This window comes from Mycobacterium dioxanotrophicus, assembly GCF_002157835.1.
Lineage (GTDB): Bacteria > Actinomycetota > Actinomycetes > Mycobacteriales > Mycobacteriaceae > Mycobacterium > Mycobacterium dioxanotrophicus.
Genome location: NZ_CP020809.1, coordinates 6,169,279 through 6,182,276, shown reverse-complemented (window position 1 = coordinate 6,182,276; position 12,998 = coordinate 6,169,279). Strand labels below are relative to the sequence as shown.

Genomic DNA, 12,998 nt, shown 5'->3' with positions numbered 1-12,998 from the left:
CCTTCACAATTCGGATTGGGCGAGGTGCTCGATGAACCAGTCGCGGGCCGCGCCTGCGGCCTGGTCGAACCGGTCCAGGTACGGGTCGAAATGTCCGCCCGGGACGGTCACCAGCTTCTTGGGCTCCAAGGCGCGTTCGTAGGCCCCCAGCGCGAGATCGGTGACTGTGACCGTGTCCTGCAGGCCGACGACCATCAGCAGCGGGGTAGGCGAGACCCGGTCGATCCAGGTACCGGGTTCGTACATACGGGCCGCCCAGGACGAGCGGACCGTCATGACGTTGTGCCACACGTTGTCTGCAGTTGGTTGGGTGTAGAAGGCGATGGCGTCAGGGGCGCGGTAGGCCGCCGGAACCTTCGGGTCGCTGCTCACCACCGCCTGCACGGTCGGGGGCTCGCCCCGGAACTGGGCCCGGTCGTCGGCGATGAACTGTGCCTGCAGGGCCGCCACCTGATCGGGTGCCACGCGCCGCAGGCTCTGCTGATAACCGCTGATGGTGGGCACCTGGGCGACCACGGCCCGCAGGCGGCGATCGGTGGCACCCAGCACGATGGCGTGCCCACCGGCGTAGCTGCTACCCCACAGGCCGATCCGCTCGGGGTCGACGTCCGGGCGGCTCTCCAGGAACGAGATCGCGCGGCGCCAGTCGGCGATCTGCACCCACGGGTCGATGTCGAACCGCGGCGTGCCGTCGCTGGTGCCGAACCCCCGGTGATCGTGCACCAGCACCACGAACCCGGCTTCGGCGAAAAACCGGGCGAACCGCTCCAGGCCATGCTCTTTCACCCCGGCGAAGCCGTGTGCCATGGTGATCGCGGGATGTGGGCCCGGTCCCTGCGGCCGGAACAACCAGCCGCGCAGTGTCACCGACCCCTCGGCGGGAAACTCGATGTCGTGTCGTTCGGTCATGCCTCCACCTTCGGATCTCCCGAAGTGGCGTGGGAACGCCGCGCTGATCCTGGTATTGGCAGGGACAGGGTCTGGCTCAATACGTCATCTGTTCTCCAGGCTTTCGCCGACGCGGTTCGCGACGTGGGCCCGCTGCGGTAGCGTCATTGGGGGGTGATGGGAGAACCCTATGAAGCTCTGCACCGTCGGTGGACTGGCCGTGATGTTGGCGGCAGGAGGTCTGATTGTCGCGGCACCGCCGGCCAGCGCCGGGTGCCTGTATGGCGGGCCGGTCATCAGTAAGTGCGACGGACCGGTCCAGCCCGACGGCACCTGGCAGCGTTGCACGGCGGTGTACAACTATGTGCCCAGTGGCCTCAGTTCGCACCTGGTGCCCGTCAAGCGCTGCGATCTGATGGGCCCCGGCCACGACTATCCTTTTGATTTCACGTTCACCGACCCGCCGACACATATCGACGACTGATGTGGTGAAGGGCAACGCGCTCGGCGACTATCTGCGTGCGCGGCGTGAGCAGGTCCGCCCGGACGATGTCGGCCTGGTCGCAGGCTCGCGACGACGGGTCGCAGGGCTGCGCCGCGAAGAGCTCGCATTGTTGGCCGGGATCAGCTCCGACTACTACCTGCGGCTGGAGCAGGGACGGGACAAGAATCCGTCGGCTCAGGTACTCGATGCCTTGGCGCGGGCGCTGCAGCTGGACATCAAGGGCACCGAGTATCTGCATCAATTGGCGGGGCAGACCGGAACCCGTTGGGAACAGGGTGATCTGGAGGAGGTGGCCGACGGCCTCGATGAGCTGATCGAGCAGTTTCCGATGCCGGCCATCGTCGCCAACAGGTATCAGGACGTGCTGGCGGCCAATGCCGTCGCGCAGGCACTGGCCCCGGCCTTCCGTCCCGGTGAGAACTTCCTCCGGTGGCGGCTGCTGGATCCGGCGGCCCGGGAGTTCTTCGTCGACTGGGACGACGCGACAGACATCGCCGTGAGCGGGCTGCGGGAAGTCGCAGGCAGTACCCCGGACGATCCCCGGCTGCGTCGGATGATCGACGAATTATCCTCGGCCAGTGAGCGATTCCGGGAACTGTGGGCGCGCGCCGATGTCGGCTATCGACCCGGCGTCACCCATGTGCGCCATCCGCGGGTCGGCGAGATGCGCCTACAGCGCAACCGGTTGCACGTGCCGCACTCGGGCGGTCAGCATCTGATCATCTTCCGCGCCGAACCAGGTAGCGACTCCGCCGCAGCACTGGAGGCGCTCCGCGCGTTGTAGCCGCTCGCCTCATCCGTGGAAGTTCGGATCCGGATGGGGCGGAATCGGGCACCAGAACAAGCCGCAGTTCACCGGCTCCGGCACCGGGGGGTCTTCTCCGTCCCACGCGCTCGAGCCCTGTAGGGTCTGCTGCCCGTTGATGTCGCGGGGAACGTTGCCGTATCCGTACGACACGCGGTACCAGGTATGGCACCCGTTCATGTCCCAAACATATTGAGTGCCATATCTGTTCGGCCCGCTCGGATCGTCCATCGATTGACCCGGGCACCACGTGTAGGGACCGCCGTTGGCGTGGGCGATCCCCGGCGCCAGGCCCAAGCCGACGACTGCGACCGCGCCCGACAGCACTGTGCCGGCAACGGTCCGCAGCAGTCGGTCGGTCATCGGTGATCCACGTGATCGGTGTCGGATGCGCTGCCCTTGGCGTAGTGGGTCAAAAATGCGGTGGCCGCGATGCCGGCAGCGGCCGCGATCACACCCCACAGCACGATCGGGAAAACCAGTGATCCGAAGATGAAGTCGTAGGTGAACGCGAGGTAGAGCGCCCAGATCACCCGGTAGACGGACCAGAACGCCAGCAGGCCGCAGCTGATCCCGATGAGCAGGCTGCGCTGACGATCGACGCGGTTGATCTGTTGCTCGATGCCGGCGGGCAAGATCTTCATGAGCGGTGTTCCTTGTCTGTCGTGCGGCGCCGTCTCGTCGGCGCCGCGATGACAGCAAGCACACTCCGTACCCGCCGGCTACCGATCCCAAGAATCTGGCCCTCGCTCGTTAGCTGAGCGGGGTCGCTGCGGCCGAAAGGTGGCGGAAATATGAATGCCCGATGAACCTGTGGAGTCGCTGAGGGAAGCAACTTGCGTCACGATACGTCCGTGCTGTCACAGCGACGCGAGCCCAAAGCGAATGCGGTACCGTCCCGGGCGCCACACGTCGATACGTGGTCGCGGCCCCCGCATCCGGCCGATGTGGCGCAATCGCGCCTGTTCGAAGAGATGATGCAGGCTGAGATCGCGGAGCTTCGTGCGCTCGCAGTACTCGCCGAACGTGCCTGGCGCGATCGGTCGGAGCGACATACGGCGACGCCCACCCGGCTACCCGAAGCCGTCCTTCGCGTGCATGCCCGCGTGGCGGAGGTCGAGCGGATGCTGACCGCGTTGCGGGGCAGGTTTTCCGGGAACGAGATCCGCTCGGCCTGATCGGAATCCGCGGCGTACCCGGTCATGGCGTCCCGCACGGTTTGCCGGGCCATCGGCGGGGTGCCGCGATCGGTCACGATTTCGACGTTTCTTCCATTGTTCCCGACCGACCGCCGGAATCCGTCGAACCCGAGTGGCACGATCCGGTTATGGAGAAGATCTCGCTCACTGCCCTTGCCCGTCAGCAGCTGACCACAGCCCGGTCGGCCAGCAGCGGCCGCAGCGCGCATACCGTTTACGGCGGGCACGAACACACGCTGCGGCAGACCCTCATCGCTCTCACCGCGGGCAGCGCTCTCGACGAGCACGAGAGCCCGGGCGAGGCCACCCTGCAGGTGATCGAGGGCAGGGTGTCGTTGGGGAACTCGGAGGCCAGCTGGGAAGGGTCGCCCGGCGACCACATCGTGATTCCGCGCAGTAGGCACAGTCTGCGTGCGCTCGAGGATTCCGTCGTGCTGTTGACGGTGGTCAAGGCGGTCGGGCCGCACGCGTAGCGCCGTCTGGCCAAAACCCGGTACCGTCGGTACTGTATACCGGGAGTCCGAACTTGGGGTGCTCGGACTCCGACCGGGAGGTGGTCAGATGTCCCAGCCCGCCACGAAGGACGCCGTCGGTACCTGTCCCGTCCATGACACGCTGCATCCACCGCGGTGGGCGCCGACCCCGATTCGCTGGCAGCACACCGACATCGGATACCTCAAGTCATGGTGGTTGGCGCTCAAGGCAATCCGAGCCGGCTACCGGCACACCATCTACGAATACGCGACAGAGCTTCCCGGACAGGACGACATCGTCGTCGCCCGCACCCCGCTGGCGAAGTTCGTCGTGGTGCGCAATCCCGACATCGCACGCCACATCCTCGTCACCAACCAGGACAACTACACCAAGAACGCCGAGTACGACCTGCTGGCGGTCGCGTTCGGCCGCGGCCTGGTGACCGACCTCAACGACGAACTGTGGCAACGTAATCGGCGGCTGGTTCAGCCGATCTTCGCCAAACGTCATGTGGATTCGTTCGCGCCGCAGATGGTGGCCGCGGCGAGCGCGGCAGCCGACCGATGGGAGCGGTACACCGATCCCATCGACATCGCCGCCGAGATGAACTACGTGACGCTGGACATCATCGCCCGCACCATGTTCGGCATCGACCTCGACGGTCGCCTCGCCGAACAGATGCGTACCGATTTCGCGCGTCTGTTAACCCTTTTCGGCTACGGATTCCTGCTCGGCGTGGCCCGGCCGCTGCGGTGGCGCGCCGATCAGTTGTCCAAGCGCGGCCCGCGGTGGCTGGCTGCGCGTGCGCCCCGCATGGCCATCAACGAACTGCGACGCGGTGCTTGGGTGGTCGCTCCACGGGCACGACGTGGACTGGGCCGCATCGAACGATTCATCGATGAGATGATCGCCGACCACCGCAGCGGCAAGATCACGGGCACCGACAACCTGCTGGCCCTCTTGATGTCCGCTGAAGATCCCGAAACCGGTTACCGCTACCGCGATCTCGAGATCCGCGACGAGGTGCTGACCTTCCTGGGCGCCGGGTTCGAGACGACGGCCGCAGCCCTGGCGTGGACGTGGTTCCTGCTCTCCCAACACCCGCAGGCCCGTCGGCGGCTCGGCCAGGAGCTCGACGACGTACTCGGCGGGCGCGAACCCACCGCTGCCGACATCGACGACCTGCCCTGGACCCAGGCGGTGGTGGCCGAGGCCATGCGGGTGTTCCCACCGATCATGGGTGTGGCCCGCACCGCCAAGGCCGACGACGTGCTGGGTGACTATCCGATCAAGGCGGGCACCAGCATTGCCGTCCTGATGCACAGCGTGCACCACAACCGGCGGGTCTGGGAGAACGCCTACGACTTCGACCCGTCCCGGTTCCTCAAAGAGAATCTCGACGGGCCGCAGCGGCGCGCCCACATCCCGTTCGGTGCGGGCAAAAGGATGTGCATCGCATCGGGTTTCGCCAATCAGGAAGCCACGCTGATCATCGCCCGCCTGGCCCAGCGCTACGAACTCGACCTGGTGCCCGGTCAGCGCCTGCGGCGTGAGCTGACGTTCACCGGCGGTCCGGACGGCAAGATGCTGATGACGGTGCGGTGCCGGGTCAAATCGCCGGGCCCAGCAGATCGTCGGCGTCCTTGATGATGTAGCCGTAACCCTGCTCGGCGAGGAACCGCTGCCGGTGCGCGGCGTACTCGGCGTCCAGCGAATCACGCGAGACCACCGAGTAGAACACCGCGCCCCCGCCGTCGGCCTTCGGCCGCAGCAGCCGGCCCAGCCGCTGCGCCTCCTCCTGCCGGGACCCGAAGGTGCCCGAAACCTGAACGGCCACAGACGCTTCGGGCAGATCGATGGAGAAGTTCGCCACCTTGCTGACGACCAGCGTCGAGATGTCGCCGCGGCGGAACGCGTCGAACAGCGCCTCGCGTTCGGAGTTCTTCGTCGAGCCCTGGATCACCGGGGCGTCGAGCTCCTGCCCGAGTTCCTCCAGCTGATCCAGGTAGGCGCCGATCACCAGCGTCTGTTCGTTCGGGTGGCGTTCCAGGATCGAGCGGACCACCGCGATCTTGCTGTGCACCGTCGAGCACAGCTTGTAGCGCTCGTCCGGCTCGGACGTCGCGTAGATCATCCGCTCGTTGTCCGTCATGGTCACCCGGACCTCGATGCACTCGGCAGGGGCGATCCAGCCCTGGGCCTCGATGTCCTTCCACGGGGCGTCGTAGCGCTTCGGCCCGATCAGCGAGAACACGTCACCCTCGCGGCCGTCCTCACGAATCAGGGTCGCGGTCAGCCCGAGCCGGCGCCGGGACTGCAGATCGGCGGTCATCCGGAACACCGGTGCGGGCAGCAGGTGCACCTCGTCGTAGATGATCAGCCCCCAGTCGCGGCTGTCGAACAGCTCCAGATGCTTGTACTCACCCTTGGTGCGGCGGGTGATCACCTGGTAGGTCGCGATGGTGACCGGCCGGATCTCCTTCTTCTCCCCGGAGTACTCGCCGATCTCGTCTTCTGTCAGCGAGGTGCGGGCGACCAGTTCGCGCTTCCACTGCCGGCCCGCCACGGTGTTGGTGACCAGGATGAGCGTCGTCGCACCGGCCTTCGCCATCGCCGCCGCCCCGACGAGCGTCTTACCCGCGCCGCACGGCAGCACCACGACACCGGAACCGCCCGCCCAGAACGAGTCGGCGGCCATCTCCTGGTAGTCCCGCAGCTGCCAGCCGTCCTGCGCCAGTTCGATCGGGTGGGCCTCGCCGTCGACGTAGCCGGCCAGGTCCTCGGCGGGCCAGCCGATCTTGAGCAGCATCTGCTTGACCCGGCCGCGCTCGCTGGCGTGCACGATCACGGTGTCGTCGTCGATGCGCGCCCCCAGCATCGGCGCGATCTTCTTGTTGCGCAGCACTTCCTCGAGCACGGCGCGGTCGAAGCTGACCAGGGTCAACCCGTGCGCCGGATGCTTGACCAACTGCAGCCGGCCATAGCGGGCCATGGTGTCGACGATGTCGACCAGCAGCGGCTGGGGCACCGCGTAGCGGGAGAACGAGACCAGCGCGTCGACCACCTGCTCGGCGTCGTGGCCGGCCGCGCGGGCGTTCCACAACGCCAGCGGCGTGATGCGGTAGGTGTGTACGTGTTCGGGCGCGCGCTCCAGCTCGGCGAACGGAGCGATGGCCGCGCGCGCCGCACCGGCCTGTGCATGGTCGATCTCCAGCAGCACCGTCTTGTCGGACTGCACGATCAGCGGGCCGTCGGTCATTTGTCCCATTATCCAGAGCGCGGCGACAGTGGCGCCTACTGCGGGGCGCGAGCGTGCGGGAACTGCTGCTGAAATGCGGCGTGTCGGGCAACAGACCCGCACGCTCGGCGAGCGGAGAGATCGAGGTGGGTCAGTGGGTGGCGGCCTGCAGCGGGACACCCGCCGGTGCGCGCCCCTGCCCGTCACCGGGCAGCGGCACCTTGGCCACGCCCGGGGTGCCGACCTGGCCGGCCAGCCAGGGCAGCGAGGCTTTGAACACGTCCATCGCGAACGGCCAGTCGTGCTTGCCCGGGCTGGCGACGACGGCGCAGGTGATGCCGTGAGCCCGGCCGAGCCCGCACAGTGAGTTGGCGGCGTCGGTCTGATCACCCGGGTTGCCCGCCGCGTCCTGCCCGCCGAGGCCGACCGCGTTCGGATTGCCGTACCCGCCCTTGCGCTGCTGCGGGGCATCCGAAGAGATCGCGAACCAACCCGAAACGCCCTGGTACGGGCCGTGCTTGTTGATCACGGTGGTGGGGTCGTAGACCGGCCACTGCGAGGCGTCGCCGCCGTAGATCCTCGCGACGGTCTGATCCTTGGTGCCGGCGTTGGGCCCCATATCCCCGGCGATGTCGACGAACGAGCCGAAGAGTTCGGGGTGCATCACCGTCAGGTCGACCGCGCAGGTGCCGCCCATCGACCAGCCGACGACGCCCCAGTTGGCCTGCTGGACGTCGAAGGTGTCGGCGACATAGGGCGGGACGTCCTTGGTGAGGTGATCGGCCACGTTGCCGCGCGGACCGTTGACGCATTCGGTGTCGTTGTTGAACGACCCACCGACGTCGACGAACACGAACACCGGCGCATTGCCGCCGTGCGCGGCGGCGAAGCTGTCGATCGTGGCGATGGCGTTGCCCGTGCGGGGCCAGTCGGACGGGGTGTTGAACTCGCCGGCGATCATCATCACCACCGGCAGCTTCGGCGCACCGGCGGCGAACCAGGCCGGCGGCAGGTAGATGAGCTCGGTGCGGTGCTTGAACCCCGACGCGTCCTGCGGGATGTCCACCGGAACGAGGGCCCCGTGCGTGGGTGCGCCCTTGCCGCGCATGCCCTGGACCGTGGCCAGGTCGGTCTCGTCGGGCAGCGGCCCGGCCGTCAGCTCGTTCCAGGCGGCCGGGACCGTCGGAAAATAGCCGACCCACAAGTTGAGGGCCAGGCCCGCGCTCAGCAGGCACAACGGCACCGCCACCACGGACACGCCGCGGCGCCACCAGCGGCTGCCCCGCCATCCCAGCACCGCGACCGCTGCCGCCAGACCGGTCAGGCCGACCCACACCCACAGCGAGTCCGGCGCGGGATCGCCCGCCAGCCCCTGCGCATCGATGTACCAGTGGGTCCACCCCGCGAGAATCAGGCCGATCACGATCGCCACCGGCAGCCAGACCAACCGCCACCGCCGGTTCCGCCAACCGATCGCCAGCACCAGCACCACGGCGGCCACGGCCCACACCGTCGGCGGCAGCCAGCCATGCAGCAGCGACACGCCGCGCCTTGCCGGAGCCACGGCAGCCTCGCTCAACAGGGTCGTCACGAGAGACATGGTCGTGAACGGTTCTGTGGATGAGCTGTGCCGGAGCTGTTCGCCCGGTTAGTCGCGCTGACCGAGCAGCTCTGGCCCCAACTGTCACAGTGGTACCGGAAAGTGTGTGGCACATGCTGCTCGAAATGCGCCACCACCAGTGGTATCAATTTTTCTGATACCGCGGGTGATGGCATATTTCGAGGTCGGTGTGTGCTCCGAAGCCGCGACACGCCGCCAGTCGCGACACGCCAGCCGCTGACCGCCGATCAGTCGTCGTTGGCCGACACCACGGACGTGACCCGGTGGATCGCGAACTCGCGCACGCGTCCCGCGGCGGGATCGTAAGCGGTCAGCTGGCCTCCGCGGATGTTGATCGGGGCCACCACGCGCTGGGTCGCGACGCCCGCCGGGTCCACATACCCGATGAGCACCGAGGTCTGGGCGATCGCGGCATCCTGCAGTTGGGTGATGGCCACTGCGGGATCCAGTCGGACGTTGGCGAACGGTCCGCTGGACACCTTGCGCAGCACCGCGATGATGGCCGAAAGGGTCTGCGTGGTCGGAGGTGTCGCGGGTCGATGCACCCGGCGCCGGGTGGGGGCGGCGACGCGGTAACCGAGAGCTTGGATGTCGACGATGGTGCCCGACGAGTCCTCGGCGGCCGGGGCGAATCCGGCGTCGCGCAGGCCGGCGAGCACGTCGGAGATCGGGGCCTGTGACACCGCGACGGTGGGGGCCAGCAGGCGCAGCTCGAGGCGCTCGGTGGCCGACGATGCCACCGCCTGCGCCAGCAGCGCGGCGTCCTCACACCGCACGAACGACGACGCCATCCCGACCCGCAGCTGCCCGTGCCTGCGGGCGACGTCGTCGATCAGATACGTCAAGCCTTGCGGTACAGGGGTTTTGGAGTGCTTCTCGAACAGGTTGTGCAGTTCGCCGGCAGTGCGCCCCGCATCCAGTGCGTGCCGCACCGAGGCCTCGGTGATGCGGTACACCATGGCCGCGCCCGCCGATTCCACGGTGGCCACCGTCGCCAACTTCTCGGCCAGGTCACGTTCCAGCGGCCCCGGCACGATCACCGTGAGATCGGCCTGCAACAGGAAGTGGTCGAGCGGCTTGGGCAGCACCTTCGCCATCGTCGCCAGCACGTCGTCGGCCGGGTCGTCGGCCAGCAGCCCGCGTCCGGGCGTGCTGATCGCGCCGCGCCCGGCCAGGCCCACCGCGTGCGCCTCGTCGAGCAGGTTGCCGACCGTGGCCGGCTGCAGGCGCGCCGCCCAGCGGGGCCGGTGCCAGATCATGGCCCGTGACGCCTCGGCCGCGTCGACACCGGTGCCCGGTGGCAGCTCGGCGAGCACGGTGAGCAGGAGCCGGCGATCCAGCGGTGCCGCGGTGGAGAACAGCGAATCGGACAGTGCTGCAAAGGGTTTGCCGTCGGGTCCGCGGGAGCCGATCAATGCGGGGCGGGCCTGCAGGTCCAGCCAGGTCGACGCGATCAGCTGCCAGCGCGCCGCCGTCGGCGATTCCACGAAACGGTCGGCGGTCACCGTCGGCGCCCAGTACGGCCCCGTGCCGTCGCCCGGGTCGGGATCGGGCATGCCGACCGCGATCAGGCCGGCCGTCGCCGCCAGCTCCAGGATCAGTCCCAGCCTCGGTTCGTCGATGCCGGTGGTCTTGGCCAGCCGTTTCACGTCGCGCACGCCGAGGCCACCGTTGCGCAGCTCGGGAACCGGTGTGGCGCTGAGGGTTTCGACCACCAATTCGATCTCGCGCAGCACGTCGATGGCGGCACCGGCGGCGACGGCGTCCACGTCGGCGGTCGTGGTGGTCGTGGACTGCAGAGCGGGCACCGCCAACTCCGTGGGGCCGGGAACCTCGCCCCGTAGCGACTGGGCCACCAACCGCGGCAGGATCACGGTCTCGTCGTCGATCCGGCGCAGCAGCCCGGCATCCAAAAGCCGTGGCACCGGCCGGTCCGGCGGGGTGTCGGGTGCGGCGTCGCGGGTGCGACCCACCGGCGAACCCTCCACCAGGCGGGCCAGAAGTTCCTTCTGGGGGTCGTCGAGATCCGCCAGCTGGTCGGCGATTTCGTCGGCGGTGCGGTCCGACGACTCCAACGCGGCCTGGCCCGGATACCACGGCAGCGACCCGGTCGTCTCGGGCGCCACCCGCACCTCGTCGGCGCCCCACACGAGGGCCCGCTCGCGCAGATCGTCCACCGCGGCACGGATCGCGTCGGGATCGCCGCGGTCACCCAGCAGCTCGATCACCTCGCTGACCGCGACCGCTCCGGAGTCGGCGTGCAACACCAGCAACGCGTCGAGCACCGTCAGGTGCAGGAAGTCCAGGCTGTCAGTGGCTGCCTTGACCGACTGCCGCGACAGGGCCCGAGCAGCCAGCGCTGCCAGGCTGGCAGGAGGCGGCTGGGTCAGGTCCCCCCGCAGCTGCAGAATCCGCAGGAGTCCCTCGTCGGGGAGCTCGGCCAGCCAGGCGCCCAGCGGGATCCCGGCGCTCGGCCGGGGTGCGGCGCTCCTGTCCTCCGAAGGAGTCTTCGCGGTCATATCCTGACCAGCGTAAAGCAGCGCAGTGGTGACATGCCGGTCTCGCCTCCGGATGTCTGGCCTGCCACAATGTGGGGCGTGGCTGACAACAAGAAGAATCAGTACGTCGACAACGGCTGGCCGGTACTGAGCGACGGCGACGATCACGCCGTCAGCGAACTGGCGACCGACCGCACCGGCGCCCTGTCTCCGTTCGGGGACGTGACCTTCCCCGTACCGGCAGACACCCTGCCGTTCATTCAGTCGGTCACCGTCGTCAACCGGTAACGGTGGGCCTGTCGCACCTCGACGAAACCGGGGCGGCGCACATGGTCGACGTCACCGCCAAGGACGTCACCAAGCGCACCGCCGTGGCAGCGGGCTGCCTGCTGACGACCGCCGAGGTGGTCACGCTGATCGCCTCGGGCGGGCTGCCCAAAGGTGATGCGCTCGCCACCGCCCGCGTCGCCGGCATCCTGGCGGCCAAGCGCACTTCCGACCTGATCCCGCTGTGTCATCAATTGGCACTCACCGGCGTCGACGTCGATTTCGGTATCGGCACCGACCGCGTGGACATCACCGCGACCGTGCGCAGCACTGACCGCACGGGTGTGGAGATGGAGGCACTGACCGCCGTCAGCGTCGCAGGCTTGACGCTCTACGACATGATCAAGGCCGTCGATCCGGCGGCTCGCCTCGACCAGATCCGGGTACTGCGCAAAGAGGGCGGTAAAACGGGTCTATGGACTCCAGACACTCCACCGGCGTAACCCGTTCGGCCCGCGTGGTGATCGCCTCGACGCGCGCGGCAGCCGGGGTATATGACGACCGCACCGGCCCCATGATCGTCGGCTGGCTCGCGGACCGCGGCTATGACGTGACCGAGCAGATGGTCGTCGCCGACGGCGCCGCGGTCGGCGCAGCGCTGCGCTCAGCTCTGGCCGAACACATCGATCTGATCATCACATCCGGCGGCACCGGCATCTCGCCGACCGACCGCACGCCCGAAGCCACCATGGCGGTGCTGGACTATCAGGTGGTCGGTCTGGCCGATGCGATCCGGCGCTCGGGCGGGCACAAAGTCCCCACCTCCGTGCTGTCGCGGGGCGTGTGCGGCGTCTCCGGACGCACCCTGATCGTGAACCTGCCGGGCTCTCCTGGCGGGGTGAAGGACGGCCTGGGCGTGCTCGATCATGTGTTGGAGCATGCGTTGGATCAGTTGAGCGGCCGCGACCATGGCCGATGAGCGCTTGCGCGAAGAGGAGACAACAGCGATGAGCGCTTGCGCGAAGAGGAGACAACAGCGATGAGCGCTCGCGCGAAGAGGAGGCAATACCGATGAGCGCTGTCGTCGCTCGGGTCGCACTCACCGAGGACCCCATCGAGCTGACCGAACACGAGGCGCTGGTGGCTCACGAGGCCGCAGGCGCCGTCGTGGGATTCTCCGGTGTGGTTCGCGACCATGACGGTGGCCGGTCGGTGACGCGGCTCGAGTACTCCGCCCATCCGACTGCCCTACAGACGTTGCAGGCCGTTGCCGCCGAAATCGCCGCGGAGAGTGAAGGAGTCCGGGCCATCGCGGTCAGTCACCGCATCGGAGCCCTCAAAATAGGCGACGCCGCCCTGGTGGCCGCTGTGGCAGCGGACCATCGCAGGGCGGCGTTCGAAACCTGTGCCCGCCTCGTGGACACCGTCAAAGAGCGTCTACCGGTGTGGAAGCACCAGCACTTCGCCGACGGCACCGACGAGTGGGTCAACTCGGCCTGAGCG

The 12,998-nt window shown here is 68.2% G+C and carries 15 protein-coding genes; 9 read left to right on the top strand and 6 right to left on the bottom strand.

The window, feature by feature from the left end; translation table 11 throughout:
* Window positions 1–3: 3 nt before the first annotated feature.
* Window positions 4–909 carry an alpha/beta hydrolase gene (locus BTO20_RS30055; protein ID WP_087079538.1) on the bottom strand — a complete coding sequence of 302 codons (906 nt, stop codon included), beginning with the start codon at window positions 907–909 and terminating at the stop codon, window positions 4–6.
* A 169-nt stretch (window positions 910–1,078) separates the two neighbouring features.
* Here BTO20_RS30055 and BTO20_RS30050 point away from each other — a divergent pair, with 169 nt between their 5' ends.
* Together BTO20_RS30050 and BTO20_RS30045 are read left to right on the top strand one after the other, a co-directional pair.
* The gene (locus BTO20_RS30050) at window positions 1,079–1,372 is read left to right on the top strand and encodes a CDGP domain-containing protein (protein WP_087079537.1); all 294 of its coding nucleotides are present in this window, start codon (window positions 1,079–1,081) and stop codon (window positions 1,370–1,372) included.
* Window positions 1,373–1,376: 4 nt separating this feature from the next.
* Window positions 1,377–2,177: a helix-turn-helix domain-containing protein gene (locus BTO20_RS30045; RefSeq protein WP_232490896.1), complete on the top strand. Its 801-nt coding sequence runs from the start codon at window positions 1,377–1,379 to the stop codon at window positions 2,175–2,177.
* Window positions 2,178–2,186: 9 nt separating this feature from the next.
* Here the strand turns inward: BTO20_RS30045 and BTO20_RS30040 are convergent, their stop codons facing one another.
* Window positions 2,187–2,561, bottom strand: coding sequence for a hypothetical protein (locus tag BTO20_RS30040; RefSeq protein ID WP_087079535.1), 375 nt, complete (start codon window positions 2,559–2,561; stop codon window positions 2,187–2,189).
* Window positions 2,558–2,842 (bottom strand): hypothetical protein, encoded by a 285-nt coding sequence (locus BTO20_RS30035; protein ID WP_087079534.1) that lies wholly within the window; start codon window positions 2,840–2,842, stop codon window positions 2,558–2,560. Before BTO20_RS30035 ends, BTO20_RS30040 begins: the two co-directional genes overlap by 4 nt.
* 210 nt (window positions 2,843–3,052) lie before the next feature.
* On the opposite strand from BTO20_RS30035, the gene BTO20_RS30030 reads away from it, so the two are divergent.
* The 3 genes from BTO20_RS30030 (at window position 3,053) to BTO20_RS30020 (ending at window position 5,518) form a co-directional block, all read left to right on the top strand.
* Window positions 3,053–3,376, top strand: coding sequence for a hypothetical protein (locus BTO20_RS30030; protein WP_157680353.1), 324 nt, complete (start codon window positions 3,053–3,055; stop codon window positions 3,374–3,376).
* A 149-nt stretch (window positions 3,377–3,525) separates the two neighbouring features.
* Window positions 3,526–3,870, top strand: a complete 345-nt coding sequence (locus BTO20_RS30025; RefSeq protein WP_087079532.1) for a cupin domain-containing protein — start codon at window positions 3,526–3,528, stop codon at window positions 3,868–3,870.
* Between the two features lie 88 nt (window positions 3,871–3,958).
* On the top strand, window positions 3,959–5,518 hold the full coding sequence (locus BTO20_RS30020; RefSeq protein WP_087079531.1) for a cytochrome P450: 1,560 nt from the start codon (window positions 3,959–3,961) through the stop codon (window positions 5,516–5,518).
* Here the strand turns inward: BTO20_RS30020 and BTO20_RS30015 are convergent.
* The 3 genes from BTO20_RS30015 to BTO20_RS30005 form a co-directional block, all read right to left on the bottom strand.
* Window positions 5,481–7,130 carry a DNA repair helicase XPB gene (locus tag BTO20_RS30015; RefSeq protein ID WP_087079530.1) on the bottom strand — a complete coding sequence of 550 codons (1,650 nt, stop codon included), beginning with the start codon at window positions 7,128–7,130 and terminating at the stop codon, window positions 5,481–5,483. The genes BTO20_RS30020 and BTO20_RS30015 overlap by 38 nt on opposite strands.
* Window positions 7,131–7,260: 130 nt before the next feature.
* Window positions 7,261–8,709: an alpha/beta hydrolase gene (locus BTO20_RS30010; protein ID WP_232490895.1), complete on the bottom strand. Its 1,449-nt coding sequence runs from the start codon at window positions 8,707–8,709 to the stop codon at window positions 7,261–7,263.
* Window positions 8,710–8,957: 248 nt separating this feature from the next.
* A complete protein-coding gene (locus tag BTO20_RS30005) occupies window positions 8,958–11,249 on the bottom strand; it encodes a helicase-associated domain-containing protein (protein WP_087079529.1) in 2,292 nt (763 codons plus the stop codon).
* Between the two features lie 69 nt (window positions 11,250–11,318).
* Here BTO20_RS30005 and BTO20_RS30000 point away from each other — a divergent pair, with 69 nt between their 5' ends.
* The 4 genes from BTO20_RS30000 to BTO20_RS29985 all read left to right on the top strand — a co-directional run bounded on the left by BTO20_RS30000 (window position 11,319) and on the right by BTO20_RS29985 (window position 12,995).
* Entirely contained in the window at window positions 11,319–11,516 is a 198-nt protein-coding gene (locus tag BTO20_RS30000) for a hypothetical protein (RefSeq protein WP_087079528.1), read from the top strand.
* Between the two features lie 2 nt (window positions 11,517–11,518).
* Window positions 11,519–11,998 (top strand): cyclic pyranopterin monophosphate synthase MoaC, encoded by a 480-nt coding sequence (gene moaC / locus BTO20_RS29995; protein WP_087079527.1) that lies wholly within the window; start codon window positions 11,519–11,521, stop codon window positions 11,996–11,998.
* Complete coding sequence (locus tag BTO20_RS29990) at window positions 11,971–12,474, top strand: MogA/MoaB family molybdenum cofactor biosynthesis protein (RefSeq protein ID WP_087079526.1); 504 nt, start codon at window positions 11,971–11,973, stop codon at window positions 12,472–12,474. Before moaC ends, BTO20_RS29990 begins: the two co-directional genes overlap by 28 nt.
* Before the next feature lie 92 nt (window positions 12,475–12,566).
* Entirely contained in the window at window positions 12,567–12,995 is a 429-nt protein-coding gene (locus BTO20_RS29985) for a molybdenum cofactor biosynthesis protein MoaE (protein ID WP_087079525.1), read from the top strand.
* The last annotated feature ends 3 nt before the right edge of the window (window positions 12,996–12,998 follow it).